The organism is Fibrella aquatica (genome assembly GCF_041321135.1).
Taxonomy (GTDB): Bacteria; Bacteroidota; Bacteroidia; order Cytophagales; family Spirosomataceae; genus Fibrella; species Fibrella aquatica.
The window spans coordinates 15,580-41,786 of the sequence record NZ_JBGGWF010000013.1 but is presented as its reverse complement, the minus strand read 5'-3'; the positions used below and the strand labels follow the sequence as shown (position 1 = coordinate 41,786).

Annotated in this window: 24 protein-coding genes; 18 read left to right on the top strand and 6 right to left on the bottom strand. The window is 52.3% G+C overall.

Annotation, left to right across the window (positions count from 1 at the left end):
• Positions 1-13: 13 nt before the first annotated feature.
• On the bottom strand, positions 14-1,378 hold the full coding sequence (hemN, locus tag ACAW87_RS22020) for an oxygen-independent coproporphyrinogen III oxidase (protein ID WP_370725810.1): 1,365 nt from the start codon (positions 1,376-1,378) through the stop codon (positions 14-16).
• A 137-nt stretch (positions 1,379-1,515) separates the two neighbouring features.
• Between hemN and ACAW87_RS22015 the strand changes: the two genes are divergently transcribed.
• Positions 1,516-3,993: a heavy metal translocating P-type ATPase gene (locus ACAW87_RS22015; protein WP_370725809.1), complete on the top strand. Its 2,478-nt coding sequence runs from the start codon at positions 1,516-1,518 to the stop codon at positions 3,991-3,993.
• A 58-nt stretch (positions 3,994-4,051) separates the two neighbouring features.
• Here the strand turns inward: ACAW87_RS22015 and ACAW87_RS22010 are convergent, their stop codons facing one another.
• From ACAW87_RS22010 to ACAW87_RS22000, 3 genes are all read right to left on the bottom strand, one after another.
• On the bottom strand, positions 4,052-4,279 hold the full coding sequence (locus tag ACAW87_RS22010; RefSeq protein ID WP_370725808.1) for a hypothetical protein: 228 nt from the start codon (positions 4,277-4,279) through the stop codon (positions 4,052-4,054).
• Between the two features lie 315 nt (positions 4,280-4,594).
• Complete coding sequence (locus ACAW87_RS22005; protein ID WP_370725807.1) at positions 4,595-6,157, bottom strand: DUF4394 domain-containing protein; 1,563 nt, start codon at positions 6,155-6,157, stop codon at positions 4,595-4,597.
• Positions 6,158-6,343: 186 nt separating this feature from the next.
• Positions 6,344-7,900 (bottom strand): capsule assembly Wzi family protein, encoded by a 1,557-nt coding sequence (locus ACAW87_RS22000; RefSeq protein ID WP_370725806.1) that lies wholly within the window; start codon positions 7,898-7,900, stop codon positions 6,344-6,346.
• 156 nt (positions 7,901-8,056) lie between these two features.
• Between ACAW87_RS22000 and ACAW87_RS21995 the strand changes: the two genes are divergently transcribed.
• The 14 genes from ACAW87_RS21995 to ACAW87_RS21930 all read left to right on the top strand — a co-directional run bounded on the left by ACAW87_RS21995 (position 8,057) and on the right by ACAW87_RS21930 (position 20,957).
• On the top strand, positions 8,057-8,269 hold the full coding sequence (locus ACAW87_RS21995) for a hypothetical protein (protein WP_370725805.1): 213 nt from the start codon (positions 8,057-8,059) through the stop codon (positions 8,267-8,269).
• 254 nt (positions 8,270-8,523) lie between these two features.
• Positions 8,524-8,733, top strand: a complete 210-nt coding sequence (locus ACAW87_RS21990) for a hypothetical protein (protein WP_370725804.1) — start codon at positions 8,524-8,526, stop codon at positions 8,731-8,733.
• A 69-nt stretch (positions 8,734-8,802) separates the two neighbouring features.
• The gene (locus ACAW87_RS21985) at positions 8,803-10,395 is read left to right on the top strand and encodes an McrB family protein (RefSeq protein ID WP_370725803.1); all 1,593 of its coding nucleotides are present in this window, start codon (positions 8,803-8,805) and stop codon (positions 10,393-10,395) included.
• Between the two features lie 231 nt (positions 10,396-10,626).
• Positions 10,627-11,658 (top strand): galactitol-1-phosphate 5-dehydrogenase, encoded by a 1,032-nt coding sequence (locus ACAW87_RS21980; RefSeq protein ID WP_370725802.1) that lies wholly within the window; start codon positions 10,627-10,629, stop codon positions 11,656-11,658.
• A gap of 123 nt (positions 11,659-11,781) precedes the next feature.
• Positions 11,782-12,615, top strand: coding sequence for a carboxylating nicotinate-nucleotide diphosphorylase (gene nadC, locus ACAW87_RS21975; RefSeq protein ID WP_370725801.1), 834 nt, complete (start codon positions 11,782-11,784; stop codon positions 12,613-12,615).
• 122 nt (positions 12,616-12,737) lie between these two features.
• Positions 12,738-13,397, top strand: coding sequence for a Uma2 family endonuclease (locus ACAW87_RS21970; RefSeq protein WP_370725800.1), 660 nt, complete (start codon positions 12,738-12,740; stop codon positions 13,395-13,397).
• A 70-nt stretch (positions 13,398-13,467) separates the two neighbouring features.
• The gene (nadA, locus tag ACAW87_RS21965; RefSeq protein ID WP_370725799.1) at positions 13,468-14,469 is read left to right on the top strand and encodes a quinolinate synthase NadA; all 1,002 of its coding nucleotides are present in this window, start codon (positions 13,468-13,470) and stop codon (positions 14,467-14,469) included.
• A 22-nt stretch (positions 14,470-14,491) separates the two neighbouring features.
• Complete coding sequence (locus ACAW87_RS21960; protein WP_370725798.1) at positions 14,492-14,704, top strand: DUF2281 domain-containing protein; 213 nt, start codon at positions 14,492-14,494, stop codon at positions 14,702-14,704.
• Positions 14,705-14,737: 33 nt separating this feature from the next.
• Positions 14,738-14,962, top strand: a complete 225-nt coding sequence (locus ACAW87_RS21955; RefSeq protein WP_370725797.1) for a hypothetical protein — start codon at positions 14,738-14,740, stop codon at positions 14,960-14,962.
• Positions 14,952-15,281, top strand: a complete 330-nt coding sequence (locus tag ACAW87_RS21950; protein WP_370725796.1) for a hypothetical protein — start codon at positions 14,952-14,954, stop codon at positions 15,279-15,281. Before ACAW87_RS21955 ends, ACAW87_RS21950 begins: the two co-directional genes overlap by 11 nt.
• A 6-nt stretch (positions 15,282-15,287) precedes the next feature.
• Positions 15,288-16,871, top strand: coding sequence for an L-aspartate oxidase (gene nadB, locus ACAW87_RS21945; protein ID WP_370725795.1), 1,584 nt, complete (start codon positions 15,288-15,290; stop codon positions 16,869-16,871).
• Between the two features lie 152 nt (positions 16,872-17,023).
• Positions 17,024-18,163: a 5-(carboxyamino)imidazole ribonucleotide synthase gene (locus ACAW87_RS21940; protein WP_370725794.1), complete on the top strand. Its 1,140-nt coding sequence runs from the start codon at positions 17,024-17,026 to the stop codon at positions 18,161-18,163.
• Between the two features lie 55 nt (positions 18,164-18,218).
• Positions 18,219-19,367, top strand: a complete 1,149-nt coding sequence (locus ACAW87_RS21935; protein WP_370725793.1) for a helix-turn-helix transcriptional regulator — start codon at positions 18,219-18,221, stop codon at positions 19,365-19,367.
• Between the two features lie 51 nt (positions 19,368-19,418).
• Entirely contained in the window at positions 19,419-20,957 is a 1,539-nt protein-coding gene (locus tag ACAW87_RS21930) for a S41 family peptidase (protein ID WP_370725792.1), read from the top strand.
• 106 nt (positions 20,958-21,063) lie between these two features.
• On the opposite strand, the gene ACAW87_RS21925 is transcribed toward ACAW87_RS21930, so the two are convergent.
• A complete protein-coding gene (locus ACAW87_RS21925) occupies positions 21,064-21,726 on the bottom strand; it encodes a phosphatidylserine decarboxylase family protein (protein ID WP_370725791.1) in 663 nt (220 codons plus the stop codon).
• Between the two features lie 152 nt (positions 21,727-21,878).
• Here ACAW87_RS21925 and ACAW87_RS21920 point away from each other — a divergent pair, with 152 nt between their 5' ends.
• From ACAW87_RS21920 to ACAW87_RS21910, 3 genes are all read left to right on the top strand, one after another.
• Positions 21,879-22,280: an HIT family protein gene (locus ACAW87_RS21920; protein ID WP_370725790.1), complete on the top strand. Its 402-nt coding sequence runs from the start codon at positions 21,879-21,881 to the stop codon at positions 22,278-22,280.
• Positions 22,281-22,470: 190 nt separating this feature from the next.
• Positions 22,471-23,535: an SDR family NAD(P)-dependent oxidoreductase gene (locus ACAW87_RS21915; protein ID WP_370725789.1), complete on the top strand. Its 1,065-nt coding sequence runs from the start codon at positions 22,471-22,473 to the stop codon at positions 23,533-23,535.
• Between the two features lie 133 nt (positions 23,536-23,668).
• Complete coding sequence (locus tag ACAW87_RS21910; protein WP_370725788.1) at positions 23,669-25,093, top strand: APC family permease; 1,425 nt, start codon at positions 23,669-23,671, stop codon at positions 25,091-25,093.
• 76 nt (positions 25,094-25,169) lie between these two features.
• Here ACAW87_RS21910 and ACAW87_RS21905 read toward each other — a convergent pair whose 3' ends face one another.
• A complete protein-coding gene (locus ACAW87_RS21905) occupies positions 25,170-26,204 on the bottom strand; it encodes a zinc-binding dehydrogenase (protein WP_370725787.1) in 1,035 nt (344 codons plus the stop codon).
• Positions 26,205-26,207: the final 3 nt, after the last annotated feature.

The window sequence follows — 26,207 nt, the reverse complement described above, 5'->3', positions numbered from 1 at the left end:
AGGTACAAAATGATCAGACCGTTTGTGAGAACCGGGGCTTGGCAGATACTACCGCCGGAGTCAGGTACTGATCAAAAACCATGCAGATATTGCGCAGAAAAGGGCGGCCTTCAGCACGTACCCACAAACCTGTTTCGTCGTAATCGAGCAGGCCGTCGGCATGCAGATCGTCGAGCTGTGGGGTTAGCTGATTCCACTCCTCCTTTGTCCAGTCGCTGATGGACCAACTGGTTTGGAAACGGCACATGATATCCAGAATCAACTGCCTGATTTTGGCATCTTCACCGGTCAGCAAATGGCCGCGCAGGATGGGTAGTTGATCATGGGCGATCTGATTCAGGTACGTGCCAACCTCTTTTTCGTTCTGCATAAACGCCGTACCCACATCGCTGATCGACGAAGCGCCGAGGCCAATCAGAATATCGGTTCGGGTGGTGGTATAACCCATAAAATTGCGGTGTAACGTACCTGTATGCATGGCTTTGTAGAGCGAGTCGTGGGGTAGGGCGAAGTGGTCCATCCCGATTTCGGTATACCCGCCGGCTTCAAACAAAGTCAGGCCCGTTTCGTAGAGTTCGCGTTTCTGATCGCCACCCGGCAGGTCTTTATCGCGAAAACCGCGCTGTCCATTGCCTTTTATCCAGGGAACGTGCGCATAGGAATAAAACGAAATGCGGTCGGGACGCAGGCTCAGCGTCTGGGCAACGGTATCCTGAATAGACGAGACTTGTTGAAACGGCAGTCCAAACACCAGATCGTGGCTGATGGAGGTGTAGCCAATGGCACGAGCCTGTTCGGTCACGCGTTGCACATGGACAAACGGCTGATGCCGGTGAATAGCCCGCTGAACCACCGGATCATAATCCTGCACCCCAAAACTAACCCGACGAAAACCGAAGTCGTACAGCGTTTGGAGGTGTTCGGCCGTCGTGTTGTTGGGGTGACCTTCCCAACCGAAATCAGGTTCATCGGCCACATCAGCCCATCGGAAAATGCCCGTCATGAGGCGACGCAGTTCGTGGGGCGAAAAAAAGCTGGGTGTGCCGCCGCCGAGGTGCAGTTCGGCAATACGGGGCCGCTCCGGAAGCCATTCGCAGTACATTTCCCATTCGTTGAGCAACGCATCGATGTACGGCTCTTCTACACCGTGGTTTTTGGTAATGCGTTTATTACAACCGCAAAACGTACACAGGCTTTCGCAGTAGGGCAGGTGAATATAGAGGCTGATACCATCGGTGTAATTACTGGTCGCAAACGCGCTGGTGAGCCGCTGTTGCCACTCGGCCCGGTTGAAAGCCGCCGTATTCCAGAACGGCACGGTGGGGTAGCTCGTGTAACGCGGGCCAGGTACGTTGTATTTCGCAATCAGAGAAGACATGAAGGATGTCGGATTTGGGATGTTGGATATCGGATTTGCTTCGCTTAGGGTTGGATCGGTATTAAGCGGAGCCAATCCGATATCCAACATCCCAAATCCGACATCCTTTATCCCAAAATTGGCGAAACGGGCGGGGTTTGAAGCGTATCATAATCAGCCTTCCGGCTGATTTATGTCAGCTAACGGCGGCGCGGGCAGGGCGAATTTTGAACAAATCTCCGGCGATTATGACCACCGCTACGCCCACTACCACGGCCTGCTACCACTGCGGCACCGACTGCCCCACCGATACCGAACCGATCTTTTTCGACGATAAGCCCTTTTGCTGTACCGGTTGCCGAACCGTGTACCAGGTGTTGAGCGATAATCAGCTCTGCCAGTATTACGACCTTAACCCAACACCCGGCACCACAACCCGGGGCCGCACACCCGACACTGACCGGCTGGCTTTTCTGGACCATCCCGACATTGCCGCCAAACTAATTGATTTTCAGAATGGCAGCGTGGCCCACGTTACCTTCTACGTACCTACCATTCACTGCTCGTCGTGCCTGTGGCTGCTCGAACACCTGTACCGTATTGATCCCGGTGTACAGCAAACCCGCGTCGATTTCCTGAAAAAACAGGTGCATCTGGTCTTCAATCCAGCCCAACTATCATTGCGGCAGGTAGCCGAATTACTGACGTCGCTGGGCTACGAACCGCTCATCAGCCTCAACGATGTGGTGAAACAGGGGCAGAAACCCAGCTACCGATCGTTGCTGTATAAGCTGGCCGTGGCGGGATTTTGCGCAGGTAACATCATGCTGTTCAGTTTCCCCGAATACTTGGGCCTCGACGATCCCGCGTTTAAGCACCTCTTTGGTGTACTGAATCTATTGTTGGCTACGCCCGTCGTGTTCTATTCGGGCTCCGGCTATTTCGAGTCGGTCTGGAAAAGCTTGCGGCGCGGCATTATTAACATCGACTTTCCGATTCTGCTGGGCATTCTGATGGCTTATTTCCGGGGTACGTATGAAGTGTTCGCACTAAACGGGGCGGGCTATTTTGACTCGGTCAGTGGCCTGATATTCTTCTTGTTATGCGGAAAATGGTTTCAGCAACGTACCTACGATTTCCTGTCTTTCGAACGCGATTACAAATCTTATTTTCCACTAGCCGTACAGCGACTCATCAACGATAGGGAACAGCCAACGCCGGTAGCCGATTTGCAGAAAGGCGACCGAATCCGGGTACGTCACGGCGATCTGATTCCAGCCGATGGGCTGCTGTACCGGGGCGAAGGCATGATCGATTATTCGTTCGTTACGGGCGAATCGGAACCGGAACAGCGCGAGCCAGGTACGTTGCTCTATGCCGGTGGGCGGCAGATGGGCGGCGTGATCGACCTCGAACTGGTGCGCGACGTGTCGCAGAGTTACCTGACCCAACTCTGGAATAACGACGCCTTCAGGAAGGATAAACCGAACCGGGCCAAAACCTTCGCCGACGCCGTGGGTACGTATTTTACCATCACGGTGCTCACGCTGGCTACGCTCATTGGCGGTTACTGGTATTTTACCGGACAACCCACCACAGCAGTCAACGCCTTCACGGCCATCCTGATTGTGGCCTGCCCCTGCGTGCTGTCGCTCTCGTATCCGGTGGCGCTGGGGCATGGATTGCGGCTATTAAGCAAACGGGGTTTCTACCTCAAAAACGCCGACGTGATTGAGCAACTCGCCCACTGCGACGCCATCGTTTTCGATAAAACAGGTACGTTGACCACGCCCGCCTCAGAAGCCGTCACCGAATTGTTTACGCGGCCCCTGACCAACATTCAGCGATCAATGGTGCATGCGTTGGTGAGCCAATCGGCCCACCCGCTGAGTCTGCAACTGCGCCAGTACCTTTCTGATTGCGCCCCAATGCGCGTGGAGAACTTCACCGAATTACCCGGTCAGGGCATTATCGGGCTGGTCGACGATTTCATTGTTAAACTGGGTAGCGCCGCTTTTGTGGGTGGCCCTGCCAACGCAATCCATTCGGCAGTTCACGTCAACATCGACGGCATTTATCGCGGGCAGTTCCAGTTTGCAGCGCAGCTTCGCGATGGACTCGTTGATATGCTAACCTCATTTGTAGGCCACGGCAAACGGCTTTATCTGCTTTCGGGCGATACCGACGCCAGCCGTGACGACATGAGCGCGTGGTTTGATCACGATGCCATGCGCTTCAATTGCAGCCCCGAAGACAAGCTTACGTTTATCAACGAACTACAAACCACCGGTCAGCGCGTGCTGATGATTGGCGATGGTCTCAACGATGCCGGTGCGCTGAAACAGGCCGACGTGGGTATTGCCGTTACCGACGATACCCTCCGGTTTACGCCCGCTAGTGATGCCATTCTGGAAGTGGGTTCACTAAATCAACTACCGCGTTTTATGCGGTACAGCCGGTTTGCCATGAGGCTTATTCAGTTCAGCTTCGGCATTTCGCTGCTCTATAACCTGGTTGGTCTGTCATTTGCCGCTATGGGTAACCTTTCGCCCGTGGTGGCCGCCGTGCTCATGCCGCTTAGCTCGGCCACAATGGTGTTGATTGCTACCGTTGGTATGCGCTGGAAGAAGATGTAGGAGACGGGTTTAGTTATAAGAAGAGACTAACCTTAAAAAAGGCGGACTAAAGTCCGCGTTACAGGCTTTTGCGGGCTAGTTCTTTACGGACTTTGTCGGCGGCGGCCAGATCGCTGAGTGTGATACCCATTCGTTTGCGTAAGGTGGGCGACGTCTCCAGCATCTCGCTGGCAATACGAATCAGCATGGCTGCCGTAGCCGTTCCATTTGTCCGTGAGCGCTTGCCAATCGTAGCCGTTGTTGTCGTATGATGCGTAGTTGGATCAAGCAGTTTCATGATATCCATATCAGTTCTTTTCGGTTGTTTACGTTCTAGATTGATAACATAAAACAGCCAATTTTCAGCATAAAAACAGCGTTTTTAGTACGTTATTTTCTACAGAAATACCTTTGATAATCAGCATCTTGCTAAATTATTTTCGAGTAATTAGCCCCAACCCCCTGAAGGGGGCTGATGCGCTGCTAATTACCTACTTCAGGGGTATTCAACTCTCCTCAGGGGGGTTAGCGGTCCCCATCTGACTTCACATACACACAAAAAAGCGAGCGTCGATCCTTGGTAGGATCGACGCTCGCTTTATGTAAAAAAGAAACGTTTCGCTTAGAAACCCAGTCCCAGCGCGAAGCCACGGACGGTAGCGTTGCCGGGCAGTGAAGCACCAGCCGTAGCCGCTCCTGTTGTCAGGTTAACCGAGTAAATTCTGGTTACACCACCCACACGCAGCAGAGCATACGCCATGTTGCTGGCACCACCAATGTCGAATCCGTTCATGCTTTCTACGTCAACACCCAGTGGGCCAACGTTTACCAGACCACCGGCATTGGGTGGGTTTTGCTGGAACAGCACGGCACCACCCGAACGAACATCAATGTCATACAAAACGGTAGAAGGAGCGCCCACGAAGTTGTTCGTGTAGGCACCAGCCGATACGTTTGGCGTACCCATCGCCGGAGCGAAAGTCAACGAACCATCGGTAGCTGCCAGCGCACTTTCGGTAGGCATAACCGTAGGGTTCAGCCGCAGATTCTGACCCGTGTTGCTCACTACACGGATGCGGTCGACGGTGGGGTTGAAATCAAAACCGAAATCTGTTCCCGACAAGGTAAAACTACCTGTCATCCCAACCTGCGTAGCGGTCCAGGCATTGGTTGCATTCACACCCAGCAGATACAGACGGCTCGTGCTGCCCAACATGAACAACTGACCGTTTAGCGGCCGGAAATCGATACCCACGATCGTTTCGCCCGACTGCAAACCGGTGAGGGTTTTAGTGGTAACTGTTGGGCTCATTGGGTTAAAAATAAGCAGGTTATTAGCCGCATCAACCGCGTAAGCAGTCGGCTCGGTTGGAATGGCCAGCCCGATGATGGTTCCGGGCAGGTTACCGAGTTTCTGCAAGCGGCCCGATGTAAGGTTGATCTGCTGTAATTCTGAGGCACCGTTGAACGTTACGGCTACCAGTCCCTGTGTGTTGTCGTTGAAGGCAATATCAAAACCAGCCGCGCCGGTAATGTCCAGGCCAAGCGGGCCAACATCGGTCAGTGTACCGTTGTTGGGTGGATTCTGAATGTAAAGACGATCCGTGGCCGGGTCAATATCATACAATGTGGTAGAGGTTGCACCAGCCCGGTTGTTGATATAGGCCACACCCGCAATAGCTGCCCCCGGCGCACCGTTGATCACTCCATCCGTGAAGGCAACCATTCCCGTTTCGGGGTTCAGACGCAAATCCTGACCCGTGTTGGTTACCAGACGAATCCGGTCGACAGTTGGGTTAAAATCGATGGAAACGATCGAGCCATCCACAGTCGGCGAAAACGCCGTAGTAGTCATGGCACGGGCTTCGGCCGTGGTGGGATTGATCACAAACAGGCGGCTTCTATTACTTACGCCATACAATTGCCCCGTAGCCGGCCGAAAATCGATCGACATAATGCGTTCTCCATTGGCCACATCAACGCCGGTGATGGTGGTAGTTGCCTGCGGCGAATTCGAGCTTCTGATGTTTAACCGAAGCAGTTGGTTCGCATCATTAAGTGCGTAAATGGTCTGGTCGGGCAGCGTGGCTGGATCCGGCTCTGTACGGTGATCGCAGCTGGTAGCGGCGAAAAGCAGAGCGAATCCGGCTACCAATGATTTGATGCGTAGGCGGTTGAAGAACATAGCGATTGAGTTTTGATTCGAACTAAGAATGCCTTGTCAGGTATGTCCTGACTGTCATTCATACGACAGACTCAACCAATTGGATTTGAGGAAGGTTAAAATGGCGTTAAATTCTGAACGAACGGCCCGGTAAGTTCAACCAGCCGCTGTTCACGTTGACAAACTATACATAGCAACTGGTCATACTCACCAACGCTTTTGTACACTAATGAAACCGCCTATTGTGTTAGGATACAATTCTCCCCGGTCCAGCGCCAATGATGCGGTAAGCCAAACGTTTGGTAGCCGGGGCAACTTGCCCTGCCCTGCTAGCATCGCCGATGTTTGCGGGTAAACCGCCGGGAACGATTGATCGTATCCGCCAAAATTGCGGCTCCAGGCCACCCGCGCGGTCAGTTGAACGGTTTTTACCTGCGCTTCAGCACCGGCATACCACATCACCAGTCGGTTATTCGGGAAAAAGCCACCGCCTTCATTAGCATTTACCGCTTGTGTAAACGTGGTGCGTGGAGCAATAAACGGTGTGCCAATGCTTCGACCCTGATAACTCCACCCCTGCACATACTGCCCGTGGTTAAAATAGTTATCTCGCCCCTGAAAAGTCCGCGCCAGATCGAACGTGTTGCCCGATTGGTTGGTCGTGGTCAGCCATTCTACCAGCAGTCTTCTGAGTTTGAATGTACCCGAGCCAGTCGATTTTCGGTTCAGCCAGCGTAGGCCTGTCAGTCCGTCAGGTAGGTTCTGAAAGGCAATGCCCGAGGCGTCTTCGTAGATATGCTGGTGGTAGAGTTGCCAACTGTGCCGGTCATTTTTCCAGTCGAACGCGAAATCGATGCTACCTACGTGATTACCCACGCGGTTCGAGCCGTCGAACTCCGTAAATCGGTCATTGGCAAACGCTTCGGGGTATTTGGCCAGTATCACCGACACATAATCCCGGAAACTTTCGGGCAATTGACCATCCACCGAATAGATCGTGTTTCGCAGGTAATCGGCCCGACCGCCCCACTGCGCCTGATGGTTCAAGCCGGTGGTGAACGTCAGTTTTGCAGTTGGTTTCCCGAAGCGGAGGTACAGGTATTTCTGGTGCAGCATGGCCCCCTGAATGTTGGGTTGCGTGAACCAGCCATGCGCATAGCCCACCCGAAACGCTACCGAATTTCGCAACCACTTCACCGGCACAAAACTAGGCGTGTGTAGTTGCACTTTGGGAAAGGGCAACGCGTTTCCTGACCAGGCCACAAACCCCGAGGTCAGCGTAGTATCGCCCAGCCCATACACCTCGCGCCGCCGACCGGCAAACAGCTCAAACTGCCCGAATCGGACTTTAGCAAAGACCTCCGGCCAAAGCAGTTGACGGGCATCATTCAGGTTTTCATTGACCAGATCGACCGGACCCCTATTGCCTACAACCGACAACCCGAACCCCCAATCGAAGCGCGACCGAGGCTTTTTCTGCACTGAATGTATTATCGAATCGGGCTGATAATCGTGGAAAACGCTGGCCCGTAACGTACCTGCCGACCCACCTAGCGGCGCAATACCGTATTGGTTTGTCCGCAACCAGAACGGCGTCTGCGCCACATCACTGATCATGCCTCCTAGTTCGACCACCCCCCGGATATGAGTTGCCTTAAAACCGGGCTGAGACTGCCGGTTCGGAAATATTCTCGTTGTAGCCTGACCATATACTGACCCGGCAAGCTGTACCAGAACGAAAAGAAAGAGTAGACGATAACGCATTGAGTAATAGTGAATGGAGCCTCTATACTACGCAAAAGAGCACCAAGTGGTTTTGAGAAAGATGCTCAGGTACGTTCAACAAGGCAGCTACAACTGTTTGATTGGAATTTGCGTTTGAAAGGAGGATATTTACTTTATAACTAGATCATTGATTCGATGAGTATCACTATTGAGTTTGAAGAGACTGTTCTCAAAAATCTAGAAAAAACGTCAGGCACACTAAATATGTCGTCAGAGCAATTAGTTAACCGAATTGTGAAAAATTTCCTGCATGTTGAGGCAGTCAACCAATTACGGCAAGAACTGAGCGGCACCGCCGAAACGGCTGGTTTTTTGTCTGAAGAAGATATCTTCCGGGAAATTTCATAATCCTGCGTTATACCTGATTCGTCCATTTTCATAAGAAGAACTTTAGTCTGCCTACCTGTTGCCTGCCGTAATCGACTTTGAGACACGACTAGTTTTTGACACGAACATATTAATCTCAACGTTCGTATTTCCCGGCTTCTCCGCCAGGGTTTATGATTTCTGTGCCCTCTACGCCGATCTGTACACATCCGAATGGATTCTGAGCGAGTTGGACGAAAAAATGGAGAATAAATTTAAATACCAGGCAGAGCGTCGTGAGCGAATCAGCCAGACAATACGAGCGCGCCAATCAACTCCCCACCGACTCGGTTGATCCTGACGATAACAACGTGCTGCGAGTGGCCCTGTTCGTCAACGCCAACTTCCTGATTACCGGCGACGAAAAGCATTTGTTGCCGCTGAAACGAATCGGCAATACGGAGATTATAAGCCCACGCGCCTTTTACGAGCAATACATCGCCTGACGAACGTACCTACTGGTTTATCAGGAAAAACACGCAAGATTCGCCCAAGACTGCGTATCTTAGTCAAGCATGATTGCTGAACAACCGTCCCAAATTCTGATTGATCGTATCCGCGATATCGGCCAACCCGAGGCCGTGCGGCGCTTTTTTGGGCTGCTGAAAGAACTGATCGATATTGTCAATTTACCCAATGGCGATCCTCGTCTGTCGTTTTCAGTCCGGAAAAACAGTAAAGCCATTTCGGCCGACGTCAACTTCTTTCTGGCCCTTCGCCTGCACAAACCACGTACCGGCGAGGCCGAATATTGGCTCACCGTCAAACGGGATGCACAGGAGCTGTTGCGCTCAATGACCGAAGTTGATTTTGCGCCGATCACTGAAAAAGCGGATTATGTGTCCGTCATTGTTGGGCATAGCAACGCGCATTTGCTGTACAACCAGACCCTACGCCGTTGTTGGGAAGACTGCCTGCTCGAACTGGTAGAAACCGCCAAACGTGGCCCACACGTAGCCCGGCATAACGCCGACATTTACGCCGCCGCCGAAAACGAGGGATTCCTGACCGACCTGCTTCGCGTTGCCGAAAACCCAGACCTTGCTTACGGCCGAATCTACAACGAAAACGCCGATACCGTTGCCGAAGATGAGGTTGCCTACATACCTGCGCGGCCCGATTTTCCAACAAACCTGATTCTGTACGGCCCACCCGGCACTGGCAAAACCTACCGCGCCAGGCAGCTCATGCAGGCGTTCGATCATGATGTGGTAACGTTTCATCCGTCGTATGGCTACGAAGAATTTGTGGAGGGCATCCGTCCCGAAGTGCTGGGCAATCAGGTAAGCTATAAAATCAGGAAAGGCATTTTTTACCGGGCCTGTCTGGCCGCGATGCAGAAGGCCGGTTACGCCACCATGGCCGACTGCCTCAACGACCAACCCGACCGGCGGCAACGCAAAATGGCCAGTGCCCCCGCCCACGTGCTGCTGATTGACGAGATCAACCGGGCCAACGTGGCGAAGGTGCTCGGTGATTTGATTTCGCTACTCGAACCCAGCAAACGCCTCGGCGCACCCGACGAACTCTGGCTGACCCTACCCTACTCGCAGGATCGCTTCGGTATTCCGGCCAATCTCTATGTACTCGGCACCATGAACACCGCCGACCGCAGCATCGCCCTGCTCGACGTGGCGCTACGCCGCCGGTTTGCCTTTCAGGAAATGGGTCCGCAATATGACCTGCTTGGCGCTATAGACGGCGTTGAGCTGGGTACGTTACTAAAGATAATGAACGAGCGCATCGAATACCTCTTCGATCGCGATCACCTCATCGGCCAAGCGTATCTGATGGGCATCGACACCCACGCCGACCTGTGCCTCGTCTTCCGCGATAAAATCATTCCCCTGCTTCAGGAATATTTCTACGACGATTGGCGAAAAATCCAACTTGTACTGGGCGACAACCGCGCCTGGGGCAAAACACCCGACCAACGCCTTGTCTGGACGAAAAAGCACTACTCCGCCCCGATGGAGCGCGACCTCTTCGGCGAATCGCCCGACGAACAGCCCGACGTAACGACCTACGAACTGAACCCGCACCTGCTCTCAGGTACGTTCGATCAGGTACCCCCCGATGCCTTCTTACGCATCTACCAGCGGGGCTGATTATGGAACGCGGATCGCGCGGATTTAAAAGGATATAGGCGAATTTTGGGATTTAGGCGGATGCGTAGAATGAAGTAGAGCAAATCCATTTGAATCCAAAAATCCGCCTGTATCCTTTTAAATCCGCGCGATCCGCGTTCCCATAATTATATCCGCTTAAATCAAAAATCAGCGTAAATCCGTTTAATCTCTTTAATCCGCGTTCCACTCAAAATTCGTGTACTATAACTTATGAAAGCGCTCGTTTTAACTGAATACAACCACTTCGAGCTACAAGACGTAGCTGACCCCAAACCTGGCCCCACCGACGTATTGATTCGCGTACAAGCCGTGGGCATTTGCGGTTCCGATGTGCATGGCATGGACGGCAGCACTGGCCGCCGGCTTCCGCCCATTGTGATGGGCCACGAAGCATCCGGTATTATTGCCGAAATCGGTGACGATGTGCGCGAATGGGCTGTGGGCGACCGCGTCACCTTCGACTCGACTGTGTATAAACTCGATGACTGGTATAGCCGCCGGGGCATGTACAACCTCTCCGACGGGCGCGAAGTGGTGGGCGTTTCTACTCCACAATTTCACCGGAATGGCGCATTCGCTGAGTTCGTTACAGTGCCACAACACATTCTGTACGCCATTCCAGAAGGTGTTAGTTTCACACAGGCGGCTCTGGTAGAGCCGGTTGCCGTGGCCTTACATGCGCTGAGCCTTACTCCCATTCAGGTGAACGATTCGGCCGTTGTGGTGGGCGCGGGCATGATCGGTCTGTTCGTGATTCAGGCCCTAAAACTGGCTGGCTGCGGACAGATCATCGCCATCGACCTCGACGACGACCGGCTGGACCTCGCGCAGAAACTCGGTGCTACACACGCCCTCCGCGCTGACGCTGACAACGTACCTGGCCAGGTGCAGGCGCTCACCCACGGGCGCGGTGCCGATGTGGCGTTTGAAGTCGTTGGCATTGCACCAACCGTACAAACCGCCATTAGTTGCGTACGGAAGGGAGCCACCATTACACTGGTTGGCAACCTGAGCCCTACAATAGAAATTCCTCTACAGGCCATTGTTACGCAGCAATTGCGGCTACAGGGTTCGTGCGCCATCAACGGCGAATACGAAGCGGCGCTGAGCTTGATTTCGAGCGGAAAAATAAACGTCGAAGCCATTTTAAGCGCCGAAGCCCCCCTGACCGAAGGGGCAAACTGGTTTAACCGCCTCCAGGCAAAGGAGAAAGGATTGATTAAAGTCGTGCTGAAACCGTAATTTGGCGGAAAAAATCAGTTTGTGGTTTGTCGTCTGTAGTTTGTGGTTGCTCTGCCTATCTACGAATAGGGTAATGAGCAGAGCAACCACAAACTACAGACGACAAACCACAAACTTTCTTCCATGACTCTACCCGAATTTATACGCCTGGCACTGGCCGAAGATGTTGGCGATGGCGACCATACCTCGTTGAGTACCATTCCGGCTGACGCGCAGAAACGCGCCCGATTGCTGGTGAAAGAAGCCGGCATTCTCGCCGGTGTCGATGTGGCGCTCGCGATTTTTCACGAAGTAGACCCCGCCTTTCAGGTCGATGTGCTGATGCGCGACGGTGACCCCATCAAACCCGGCGACATTGTACTGACAGTGGCCGGTAACGCCCGTAATATCCTGACGGCCGAGCGGCTGGTGCTGAACTGTATGCAGCGAATGAGCGGCATTGCCACCCAAACGCGAAAAATGATACAGGTGCTGGAAGGCACGCGCTGCAAACTGCTCGACACGCGCAAAACCACCCCAAACTTCCGCATCTGCGAGAAAATGGCCGTAAAAATCGGCGGCGGCGTCAATCACCGGTTCGGGTTGTACGACATGATCCTGATCAAAGACAACCACGTCGATTATGCCGGTAGCCTGACCAAAGCCGTTCAGCAGGCAGTAACGTACCTGGCCGAAACCGGCCGGAGTCTGCCCATCGAAGTGGAAGTTCGTAACCGCGCCGAGGTAGAAGAAGCCCTGGCCGTTGGTCACCTCACCCGGATGTTACTCGACAATTTCGCCCCCGCCGATCTCCGCGATATGGTCCGCCTCATCAACGGGCGGGTCATTACCGAAGCATCCGGCGGTATCAACATGGACAACCTCCGCGCCTACGCCGAAACCGGCGTCGATTACATCTCATCAGGCGCACTGACGCACCACGTGAAGAGTCTGGATTTGAGTTTGAAAGCGTATTAGACAATGATCAATTAACAGTTAACAATGATCGGTCGCATATTCGTAGGAGCCTTTGCTTACAGACAGATGGAGCGATTGTTAATTGATAATTGTTAATTGATCATTGAAACGAAGTGACCACCATGACCGAACTCGCTGCTCAATTATTGGAATCATCACAGGCACCACGGATTATCCAACAGGTGCAGGCAATTTTGAATGAAGAACAGAATCGCCGTCGTGCTTTCTATGAATGGATGGATGAAGACATGAAAACGGAGTTCATTAATGGCGAAATCGTCGTGCATTCACCGGCGTTACATCGGCATAATGCCGTTGTGATCCTGCTGGGTACGTTAATGAATGCGTTTGTCACTCAACGGGAAGCAGGCATAGTCGTTGTAGAGAAAGCTCTGGTTGAATTGACACGTAATAGCTACGAACCCGATTTGTGCTTTTTCGGTCCTGAAAAATCGGCCACCCTTACGCCTGAACTCCTATACTATCCGGCCCCAGACTTTATAGTCGAGGTCTTATCGGAAAGCACAAAGAAGAACGACAGGAACGTGAAGTTTGAAGATTATGCTGCCCATGGCGTGACGGAGTACTGGATCATCGACCCCACGCGCCAGACCATTGAACCGTTCAGTATTGATGCCGACACACAGGAATACGCCGCGCTGGGTACGTTCCGAATCGGGCAATCAGTAACTAGCCTTGTGTTACCCGCTTTCACAATTCCCGTAAAAGCCATTTTCGACAATGCCGCAAACGTTGCCGCTCTACGATCGTTATTAAGCTAGGCAGCAGCGACATTGTACATTACGGTCCGCCGTTGCGGTTCATTGTACATTATACATTACTCGTCAGACCATGACAATGCCACTCACTATTGAAGAAGAAGTAAAGCAGATCGGCTACGTGAGCCGGTCGGCGCCAAAAGATAAACAGGAACTGATCGACGGTATCCGGCGGATGAAGCAGGAGAAAAACGCCGTCATCCTGGCTCACTACTACGTCGACGAAGACATTCAGGATCTAGCCGATTTTGTAGGCGATAGCCTGGGTCTGAGTCAGCAGGCGGCCGCTACGGAGGCCGACATGATCGTGTTTTGCGGCGTGCATTTCATGGGAGAAACCGCCAAGATTCTGTCGCCGCACAAGAAAGTCGTTATTCCCGATATGAATGCGGGCTGCTCGCTAGCCGACTCGGCCCCAGCCGATAAGTTCGCTGCATTTAAGGCGCAGTACCCTGACCATATCGTGCTGTCGTACATCAACTGTTCGGCCGAGATCAAGGCGCTGTCTGACATCATCGTGACGTCGTCGAACGCGCTGAAGATTGTGCAGAGCCTGCCCGCCGATCAGAAGATCATCTTCGCGCCCGACGCTAACCTGGGCCGTTTCGTGTCGAAAAAAACAGGCCGCGATATGGTACTTTGGGACGGTGCCTGTATCGTACACATCGACATTTCGCTGGAAAAGCTGACCGATCTGCGGGCCAAGTACCCCAACGCCAAGTTTATCGCCCACCCCGAGTGTCAGGAACACATTCTGATCCATGCCGACTTTGTGGGGTCAACCACCGCGCTGCTGAACTACGTGGTAGAACAGCCCGAAACGGAGTTTATCGTGGGTACCGAAGCGGGTATTCTGCACAAGATGCGGCAGGCGGTTCCGAACAAGAAGATCATTCCGGCCCCGGCCAACGAGAACAATACCTGCGCCTGCTCGGAGTGCCCGTACATGAAGATGAACACGCTCGAAAAGCTGTACAATACGCTGTACTACGAACTCCCCGAAATTCACGTACCTGAAGACGTCCGCGTAAAAGCCGAAGCGTCAGTGCTGCGGATGCTGGAGATGAGCAAGTAACTGACCACAAATCAATAAGGCTATGGAACTGACCGTTCAAATTGGCTTCTCTCAACTCGTACAGGCGATTCGAAAATTACTGCCCGAACAGCGAAAAAGTATCCAGTCTGTTCTTGAAGAAGATACCAATCCTTCCAAGAACAAGCCACGTCAATTTGGAACGCTTAAAGGGTTGGTGACATACATAGCTGACGATTTCGACGCGCCCCTTGATGACTTCAAGGAGTACATGTAGCATGAATTAATAGACACGGACATTTCAAAAGCCATGCAGCAGATCACTTTACAACCGCACAATGATCAGGAAATGCGCTTGATAAAACAGTTGGCCAAGACATTGAATATCAAGGCGACCGTTGAGAAAGAAACGTCAAAGCAGAAGAAAGAACGTGAATTTCTGGACAGTTTTGACCGTCGTGCAGACGATATTAAAGCGCACTTGACAGGTGAAAAGAAACTTCAATCCGCAAGAGATTTTCTAAATGAGCTTTAACGTAAGCATTATCCCAGATGCGAAGCGAGACGTAAAACAATTAGTTAAAAAGTATCCCTCGTTCAAGCTGGATTTAGAGACGCTTATCAGTTCGTTAGAAGAGAACCCTCAGCAGGGAGAACCTCTCGGAAAAGATTGTTTCAAAGTTCGGATTGCCATTCGTGCGAAGAAAAAAGGTAAAAGCGGAGGAGCCAGAGTAATCACTTGTGTCAAAATAATTGATGAAGAGGTCTTTTTAGTTGCTGTTTACGATAAAAGCGAGTTTGATACACTCACGGACAAAACAATTGAACAACGATTAAGAAACGCTGGACTCTAGTGCCCTATGCCCCATCAATTCGACTACCTTATTATCGGCTCCGGCATTGCGGGGCTTAGCTACGCTACCAAACTGGCCCGTCATTATGATGAGTTAGGGCAGCCTATTCGCATCGGTGTGATCACGAAAGTGCAGGCCGACGAAACCAACACCAAATACGCACAGGGCGGCATTGCCGGCGTATGGTCGAAAGACGATACGTTCGAGAAACACATCGATGATACGATGGTGGCGGGTGATTATCTGAGCGACCCTAAAATTGTGGAGATCGTGGTGCGCGAAGCCCCAGAACGTATTCAGGAATTGATTGACTACGGCACGCGATTCGACAAGGAAGACGATGGCGACTACGATCTGGCTAAAGAAGGCGGGCACTCCGATTTCCGGATTCTGCACTTCAAAGACGTAACCGGCGCCGAAATCGAACGGGCGCTGCTCGATGCGGTGAAGAAGTACACCAGCATCGAGATTTTCACGCACTACTTCGCCGTTGACCTCATCACGCGCCACCACCTCGGCGAAACCGTTCATCGGTACGACAGCAACAACGAGTGTTTCGGCGCGTACGTGCTCGACACCAACACGGGGCAGGTCGACCGGTTTCTGGCGCGCACGACCATGGTGGCTACGGGTGGCATTGGGCAGGTGTACGCCAACACGACCAACCCGGTCATTGCCACCGGCGACGGCATTGCGATGACCTACCGGTCGAAGGGAATTTGTAAGGATATGGAGTTTATCCAGTTCCACCCCACGGCGCTGTATGAACCGGGCAAGAAACCCAATTTCCTGATTTCGGAAGCGGTGCGCGGCTTTGGCGGCATTCTGAAAAATGTAAAGGGCGAGACCTTTATGGAGAATTACGACCATCGCCTGTCGCTGGCTCCGCGTGATATTGTGGCCCGCGCTATTGACTCGGAGATGAAAAAATCGGGTTCTCAGCACGTGTACATCGACGTCACCCACTGCGATTACGAGAAGTTCATCGAGCATTTCCCGAACATCACCGCCTACTGCAAAGACAAGCTCGGTCTCGATATCCGGAAAGATTTTATCCCCGTTGTTCCCGCCCAGCATTACATGTGCGGCGGCGTGCGGGTCGACGAGTTCGGACGTACAAACATCCATCACTTGTACGCAGTAGGCGAATGTGCCTGTACGGGCCTCCACGGCGCCAACCGGCTGGCGTCGAACTCCCTGCTTGAGGCCATTGTATTCGGTCACCGCGCATTTTTAAAATCCATTACCGAGTTCGATGAGACAACGATTCACGAAGACATTCCTGCCTGGGATGATAGCGGCACCACACACCCGGAAGAGCTTGTACTGGTAACGGAAATTAAGCGTGAGCTGGAGGCCATCATGTCGAACTACGTTGGCATTGTGCGCTCGAACCGGCGTTTGAAACGGGCGATGGATCGCTTGGAACTGCTCTACATCGAGCATGAAGAGTTGTACCGGCAGTCGAAGGTTTCGGTACCGATTACCGAACTTCGCAACATGATCGAGGTAGCGTACCTGGTGATCAAAGCGGCCATGGCCCGCCGCGACAACCGTGGCCTGCATTACAATATTGACAACCTGAAATGAAATAAAATGGTACGCGGATTTTAGGGATTCAAAACGATTTGCGCGGATTATGATTAAAACGGATTTATAAGCAAGCAGAGCAAATCTGTTTTAGTCCAAAAATCTGCGGTAGATCCGTTGAATCCCTTAAATCCGCGTACCATTCCCTTATTATGACGAAAATTGGTATTCTTGGCGGGGGACAGTTGGGCCTGATGCTCATTCAGGCGGGTATTGACTGGAACCTCGTTATCCACTGTCTTGACCCTGACCCGCAGGCTTCCTGTAAAGATCTTTGTACACAATTCACCGTTGGCTTACTGACAGACTACGACACCGTTTACCAGTTTGGGCAGGGCGTTGATGTGCTGACGATCGAGATTGAGAAAGTGAACGTGGAGGCACTGGAAGCGCTGGAACGGGAAGGGAAACGCGTGTATCCGCAGCCATCAGTTATTCGGCAGATTCAGGATAAACGTATCCAGAAGCAGTTTTACCGCGACCACAACCTCCCCACCGCCGACTTCGTGCTTACCGAGAATCGCGCCGACGTAGCCCGACTCGTAGCCGAACAACCCGAGCTATTGCCCGCTTTCCATAAACTGGGCCGTGATGGCTACGATGGTCGGGGTGTGCAACGCATTGCTACCGCCGCCGATGCCGACAAGGCGTTCGATGCGCAGGGTGTACTGGAAAAAGCCGTTGATTTCGAGAAAGAACTGGCCGTGATCGTAGCCCGCAACGCCAGCGGCGAGGTACGTACCTTTCCTACGGTGGAGATGGTGTTTCATCCCGAGTTGAACCTGGTCGAGTACCTCTTTGCCCCCGCCGACATTTCAGCCAACGTAGAAGAACAGGCGCAGGCCATTGCCCGTCAGGTAGCCGATGCATACGGTATTGTGGGCTTGCTAGCCGTTGAATTGTTTCTGGATAAAGAGGGCAACGTGTTAATCAACGAAGTGGCACCGCGTCCGCACAACAGTGGTCACCATACCATTCGGGCTAACCGCACGTCGCAGTTCGAGCAGCACTGGCGGGCCATCCTGAACCTACCGCTTGGCGACACAACAGCTCATGGACCCGCCGCGATGGTGAACCTACTGGGCGAAACCGGCCATACAGGTCCGGCGCATTACGAAGGGCTTGATACATTACTGGCCATGCCGGGTGTTTCACCGTTTTTCTACGGAAAAGCGCAAACCCGCCCCGGCCGCAAAATGGGACACATCACCATTCTGGACTCGTCACTGGAAGCCCTCCGCGAAAAAGCCGAAACCGCGAAAAATAGCATTCGGGTTGTGGCTAAGGCCTAAAATGTGTAGAATGGCTACCGATTGACGAACTGGGCCGTTAGGGGCTTCCTATCGTATGACCATTGCCCCGCTAGACCTCATTCTGCTGCTCGGCTCACTACAGGGACTCATCCTGGGTACGTTGCTCTGGATCAGCCGGAGGGGCAATCGCCTGTCGAATCGGTTACTGGGCGTTCTGATCGGGTTGCTGGCCCTGATGAGTCTGGCCATGGGAATTCCGGTAACAAACCGCTGGGTCAGTCTGGCCACCGATTTGCTGCCTCTATTCATGGTGATGCCTCTTGGGCCCCTCATCTACTTCTACACCAGGTCAGTTCTCGACCCGGCGTTTCAGCTAGGACCTGCTGAACGGCGGCATTTTTACCCGGTGGTACTCGACTGGGTTGCGCCGCTCATTGGCTGGACGTTTCTTATTGGTCAGCTACTAGGCTTTTTTGAGCAGAAAGACGGACCTGTGTGGGGGCATAGCATGCAGGCATACAATACCTACGTCGATATTCCACGCTGGCTGGCCATCACCGTCTACCTGATTTTGACAAAACGGCTGTTGACCCGGCAGCCAGCACCGGCGCAGGGTTCTACAACGGCGCAAAATCTGCGATGGCTACGGCAGTTTGTCAGTGCGATGCTGGTGTTTCAGGTACTTTGGCTGCTGTTTATGGTACCCTATCTTATTCCGGGCTGGCGAGGACCGTTGCTGGAGCGGCTGGGTTGGTACCCCGTCTACATTCCAATTGCCATTCTGATTTATTGGCTGGGTCTACGAGGCTATCTGCGAAACCGGCTCGAATATGAATCGATACCCGCCAGACCAACAAACGCAGACATGCCTCCTGAGCTAGTCGCGGAGGTGGTCGTCGCCTTAACAAAGGCAATGGAAACAGACCAGCTTTTCCTGAATCCCGAACTCACGGTCGATAAACTGAGTAAACACCTTCAGCTATCACCAAAGCTGATTTCAGCGGTGCTGAATCAGCAGTTACAAACCAATTTCAACAGCTTCATTAATCGCTATCGGGTCGAGGCGGTGAAGCGTCAGCTAGCCACGCCAGGCAGCGAACACCTAACCATAACCGGCATTGCCTTCAATTGCGGATTTAACTCACAGGCTACCTTTCAGCGTGTATTTAAGCAGATGACGTCTCTTTCGCCTAAAGAATACCTGAGTCAACACCGTAAAACTTCCTCTCAAATCAGGAATTGAGCAGACTCATGAATCGATTATGTGCTGATTTGCCCAAAAAATCGACGTGATATGAAACTGCTACACTGGGTATTACCTGCTCTGCTGGCTCTGATCCCGCTACGGCTGGCTGCTCAAAAACCACTCCCTACTGATACCCTGCTGACACGCATCCTGCAACCAATCGAGATGCAGGATGATTTCCGATACCTCCGCCGTTTGCTCGAAGAAACGCACCCCGGCCTGTATCGATACGTACCCAAAGCCAATATGCAGGCCAAGCTGGACAGCATCGACCGAACACTGACCCAGCCGCTACCGTTCTACGATTTTTATCGGATCGTAGCGGCGCTGATCGCTGATATTCGGTGCGCTCATACCTATGCACTACCCACCAAAAACTGGCAGAGGGCATTTGCCAGCAACTGGAAAACGCTCCCGTTTTTCATGTGTCCGATTCAGAACCGCTCTTATGTCCTCTTCAACGGAACAACTGACCAAACCATCAAGCCTGGTTTTGAGCTGCTGGCTATCAATGGCCGCACCATGGCCAGCATTCGGGAAACAATGTTCCGGTATTATTGGACTGATGGGTACGTTCAGTCCTCGAAAGAAGCGGCATTGCAGGGGCAGCTCTTTGTCTTGTTTTACTATTGGTTCATCGAAAAGCCAGATACGTATCGCCTCACTTTCAAAGGCTTAACCAACGATACTATACAGATCGACATACCAGCGCAACCGTTTTCCCAGGCGCTGAAAATGATGGAGAAAAACCCGGTCAACAAACAGATGATGGCCTGGTATAACCGCAAGAAACCGGCGCATCCCTGGCGGCTGTCGTTTCCAACCGACGTCGCACAAACGGCTTATCTACGATTTGATAGCTTCGGCGGCGAGAAAGCGAATGACGCCGAAACAGCCGCCGCACGCTTCCGCACGTTCATGGATAAGAGCCTGGCGGAGATCCAGAAAAAACAAATCCAGCACCTGATCGTCGACGTCAGAAGCAATCCCGGAGGGTGGGACGTTCAGGGTGTCGAGTTGTTTACGTACCTGATGAAATCCGATACGGCCATGCGCTACTATACCCGCCATCATACGGTTACGGATAGCTCCGACTTTTTACGATTTTCAGATGTACCTGCCCAGGAGCTGAAGAAAATCAAGCAACAGCTTATCGCGGAAACTGACGGAACATTTACCGTGAAAGCCGATGACGACAGTTGGGAGTTACGTCCGCAGGCTCCCAAGCCAAACCAGTTCAAGGGTAAGGTATACATTCTGATGGATGGCAAAAGCGCATCCACAACGTCGGAGTTTCTGGCGGTAGCCCACGCCAATCGGATAGGTACGTTTGTTGGCGAAGAGTCGTGTGGCGTTTATGAAGGCGGCAATGGCGGCAGTTTCATTAATCTCAGTCTGCCTCGTTCGGGCATTCTGGTCAACACGCCGCTGGTGTACTACACCAATGCCGTTGGTAAACCTGGTCAGCCGGGCCGTGGCACCTTGCCGGATCACCACGTACCTATCACGCTCGACGATTTACTCCAACACACCGACGGTCAGTTGGACTTTGTGAAAGAGCTGATCAGAAAAAAAACGTTCAGATGAGTTATTCAGCTCTGCGAACAGGCCACAAAAGGGGGTTTAAACATAAAGCACACAGAGTTTCTTCCTCTGTGTGCTTTATGTTTAAACCCCCTTTTACAGCAGTGTATTACGTCAATTCAGCAACGACGGTTACACCGCCCTTGGTTTTCTGACCCATTGTTACGTTAATTTTAGCATCCAGCGGCAAATACAAATCTACCCGTGAGCCGAACTTGATGAAGCCCATTTCTTCGGTTTGTTTCACCGAATCGCCTTCGTTTACGTACCAGATAATACGCCGCGCCAGGGCACCGGCAATTTGGCGCATCAAGACTTCAACGCCATTTTCCTGCTTGATCACCACGGTTGTCCGCTCATTGTCGGTGCTCGATTTGGGGTGCCAGGCTACCAGATATTTACCGGGATAGTAGCGAAAATAGCTGACGATCCCCGACAGCGGATTCCGGTTAACGTGTACGTTCAGAGGCGACATGAAGATCGACACCTGTTTACGTTTATCTTTAAAATACTCACTTTCAACTGTTTCCTCGATAACCACTACGGTGCCATCGGCAGGAGCGATTACCTGTTTTTCATCAAGTGTGTGAACCCGTTTGGGAATGCGAAAAAACTGCACGACCAGTATGAACAGCATCAGGCTCACAAAGCCTAACAGCCACATAGCCGTAGAATTTTGACGAAACAGGAAATAGTAAGCAGATAGGTTTAGGCCCAGCAATACCAGTGCGGTAGTCAGCATAATGGTAGTGCCTTCGCGGTGAAGTCGCATAGTCAGTTTGTTAAAAGGAAAAGGCAAAACTACAGTTGAATACACAATGAACAATTCATAAGATCGAGTTGCTTACTGAATCGGTAGGATTCTGGCAAAAATCCAACAATTGTTGCCGCATCTTTGCAGTTACAAACTCAAACTGCTGCCCAATGGCCTCTATCTTCTCACGCATTGTTGCCGGCGAAATTCCCGCCCATAAAATTGCCGAAACAGACCAGTTTCTGGCTTTTCTCGATGTTATGCCCACCACCCTGGGCCACACCCTGGTGATTCCCAAGCAGGAAGTAGACTATCTTTTCAACCTCGATGATGACCTATATGCGGGTTTAATGGCCTTTGCAAAAAAAGTGGCCCCGGCCATTGAGAAAGCGGTGCCATGCAAGCGAATTGGCGTGGCCGTGATCGGTCTCGAAGTGCCTCACGCCCACGTTCATCTGATTCCACTTAACTCAATGGCCGACATGGATTTCAATCATAAAATCAAACCAAGCCAGGAAGAGCTAGCTGAAACAGCCGCAAAAATCCGAGAACAGTTATCAGTTAACAGTTAACAGTTAACAGTTAACAGTTATCAGTTATCAGTTATCAGTTATCAGTTATCAGTTATCAGTGGCGCTGCTCAGGTACGTTCCTCAGCAGCGCCATTGATAACTGATAACTGATAACTGTTCATTGATAATTGAAAAAAACCCTTTCGGGTGTAGCCTGTTGTTTTAAGTGAGCAATCAATAAACCTCAACTATGGAAACACAGAACAGCATCAATTCAGGGAAAACAGCCCTGATTACGGGAGCCACCAGCGGCATTGGCCGTGAACTCGCCAACCTTTTCGCTAAAGACGGTTATAACCTTATTCTGGTCGCTCGCGGCGACGATAGCCTGCAACAGCTCGCTCAGAGCTACGAAAACCAGTTCGGCATCAAAACAACCCTGATCACCAAAAACCTGGCCGACGATCAGGCTGGTCAGCAGGTATACGATGAGGTACAACAGCAGGGCATTAAAGTCGATGTGCTGGTAAACAATGCCGGTATGGGTGAATACGGCATGTTTGCGACCGAAACTGATTTGCAGAAAGAAGTAGACATCATTCACATCAACGTGATTGCGCTGGTGAAACTGACCAAACTCTTTTTGAAAGATATGGTGCAGCGTAATGAGGGTAAAATCCTGATGCTGGGCTCGGTAGCTTCGGTTATTCCTAACCCGCTGATGGCCGTTTACGGGGCTACCAAATCGTTTGTTTATTCGTTTTCAGAAGCGCTTCGCAACGAAATCAAAGACACAAACGTCACCCTGACGGTACTGATGCCCGGCGCTACCGACACCGATTTCTTCAACAAAGCCGGTGCTATGAATACAAAGGCGCAGGAAAAGGCGCTGGAGACTCCAGCCGCCGATGTAGCCAAAACAGGCTATGATGCCCTGATGAGCGGTAAAGACAAAGTAGTGCATGGCGTAGCAAACAAGGCATCAGTAGCCATGGCGCACCTGTTGCCCGATTCGGCGGTGACCAGTTCGGCCCGGAGCGACATGAAGGATAGGAACGAAGAGGAAGAGTCGCACAACATAGCCATGAGTCTGGGCATTGCAGCACTTGCCGTGGCGGGTCTGGTGTTACTGTCGGCCTGGAACCGGAAGAACCCGGTTGAGAAAGCGTACACCAAAGCCAAGTATCGCCAAAAAGCCAGTAGCCTGAAAAATAACCTGGTCAGCAAAGCCAGTAGCTTAACTGACAATCTGACGGATAAAGCCAAAAGCAGCATCAACGATCTGAAAGGAACCGTTTCGCATGCGGTGAATTAGGGGCTGTATAGGGTATATGTAGAGACGCAAGATGTTGCGTCTCCTCGGGCGTCAGCACTTTTTTTATGTCAAGACAAATTGCTGACGCCTGAGGAGACGCAACATCTGGCGTCTCTACATGTATCTTTAACCCATGACGACTTCTTCATCCCCCGCACCTGAACCGGCGGCTACTTCGACTATCCGGCCTAAAATCGGCTTATTGTCGGCCATTATCTTCGTAATCAGCTCTGTTGTCGGAACGGGGGTTTTTAAGAAAGTGGTCCCGATGGCGGCCGAACTGGGTTCGCCAACGCTGGTACTGGCCGCGTGGCTCATTGCCGGTTTGGTTAGTCTGGCAGGTACGTTGAGCAATGCCGAGGTGGCGAGTATGCTGGCGAGCGAAGGTGGGGAATACGTCTACTTCCGGGTTATTTACAATCGCTTTTTCGCGTTCCTGTTTGGCTGGACCAACTTTGCCGTCATCCGCACGGCATCTATTGCGTCTATTGCCTACGTATTTGCCCAATCGGTCAACTCGCTGGTAGCACTGCCAGTTACCCCTACCTCATGGGCCGACGTAAATGTATTAGGCCTTCACCCGTTCGATAACCTGAGCGTGAAAGTGCTGGCTATTCTGCTGGTTTGGGGACAAACGGCGTTCAACATCCGGGGACTTCGTACCGGCGAAGCTATTAGCCGGTTTCTGACCGCCATCATGATTGCGGTGATGCTGGGCTTCATCGTATATGGCCTGTTTTCGGGCGCGGGCAGTGTAGTAAATCTACAACCCGTAGATACGGGACTGGCTGGCAAATCACTAGTTAGCGCTATGGCGCTGGCTTGTTTAAGTGCATTCTGGCCCTACGAAGGCTGGAACACGGTAGGCTACATTGGTGGCGAAATCGAAAAGCCATCCCGCAATTTACCCTGGGCCTTGACCATAGGTACGTTATCGATCATGGGCTTGTATTTGCTTATGAACCTCGTGTATCTGTATGTGATGCCGGTGGCCGACATTGCGGCCTTGAAAATGACGCCCAACAGTATTGCGGCGGTATCGGTGGCGGGCCTGATGGGCGGCAAAGCCGGTTCACTGATTATTTCGTGCCTGTTGCTGGTTACCACCTTCAACTGTTGCAGCATCACCATTCTGATGGCATCGCGCTTGTTTTACGCGATGGCCAAAGACGGACAGTTTTTCAGCCGGGTCGATTACATGCACCCTACGTTTCAAACACCATCTCGTTCGCTGGTGCTACAGGCTGCCTGGACAACGCTCATGATCGTGTCGGGCTCCTTCGATACGCTAACCGATATGCTCATTTTCGCGGCCTTCATCTTTTATGGCGCCACAACCGTAGGGGTCTTTGTACTCCGTCGCCGGATGCCCAACGCCGAACGGCCTTACCGGGTTATTGGCTACCCTGTTGTACCCGCTCTCTTCATCGCCTTCTGTGCCTATCTGGTCATCAACACGTTGATCAACCGCCCCGAAGAGGCCCTGGTGGGTCTTGGCTTAATGGCCACAGGCGTGCCTTTCTACTTCTTTTGGAATCGCAAGAAACAGGCTGACTAACCTGCTTTTTCGTGAACGTACCCAGTGTACATATCTCGGCTGAGTTATGCACACTGGGCACGTTCACGAAAATAAATTAATTAACTCTCAGCACCAGCTTACCAAGTTGTTGACCAGCGATCATGCGATCGTAGGCTTCCTGTGCCTCAGCGAGTGGCCGGATTGAATCAATGACGGGGCGAAGCTGATGTTTTTCCACGAACCGTAACATATCCGCAAATTCACTGTCATTGCCCATCGTGGTGCCGTAGATAGATAGTTGCTTGAAGAAGATAACCGACGGCTGTACATCCGTGATTTTGCCTGATGTTCCACCGAAAAAAGCAATGCGCCCCGCAGGAGCCGCTACCTGCGTGAGTTTGGCGAAATCGGGGCCGGCAGCGCTGTCGATAATGACGTCGAAATAGCCCGCCTTGCTTTGGGCGGCATCACCATTAGTAGCCAGTTTCAGCAGGGTTTTGTGCCAATCGGCTTCTTTATAACTCACCCCGCCTTTGGCGCCAAGTTCTTTTGCCTTCGCCAGCTTTTCTGCGGAACCCGACGTTACCCAGACTTCGGCACCGGCCGCTACGGCAAATTGCAGAGCAAACTGAGCCGCCCCGCCACCAACGCCCGTAATGAGTACCCGCTCAGGCTGCTGCCGACTCAGGCCAGCCCGCGACATCAGCGCACGCCAAGCAGTCAGACCAGCCAGGGGCAAAGCAGCGGCTTCCTCAAAAGACAGGTGAGTAGGCTTTTGATACACGTTGGTCTGCGCAATCACGATTTTCTCGGCGAACGTACCTGCGGTAGGCATACCCAGAATGGTAAACGCCGGACTATTCACCGCGTGGTTTGCTCCCCAATTCAAGGCCGGATTAATGATCACCTCTCGGTTTAGCCACGAACGGTCAACGCCTTCACCCACCGCCGACACCACACCCGCCCCATCGGACCCAGGAAAAACGGGCAACACAATGCCGGGATACAGCCCCTGTTGCACAAACACATCGCGATGGTTGAGAGCGGCGGCTTTTACATCGACAACCACCTCACCATGTGCCGGTATAGGATCAGGTACGTCGACCAGCGCAAGCGGCTGATTCAGGGCAAGTAGTTGAATGGCTTTCATAGA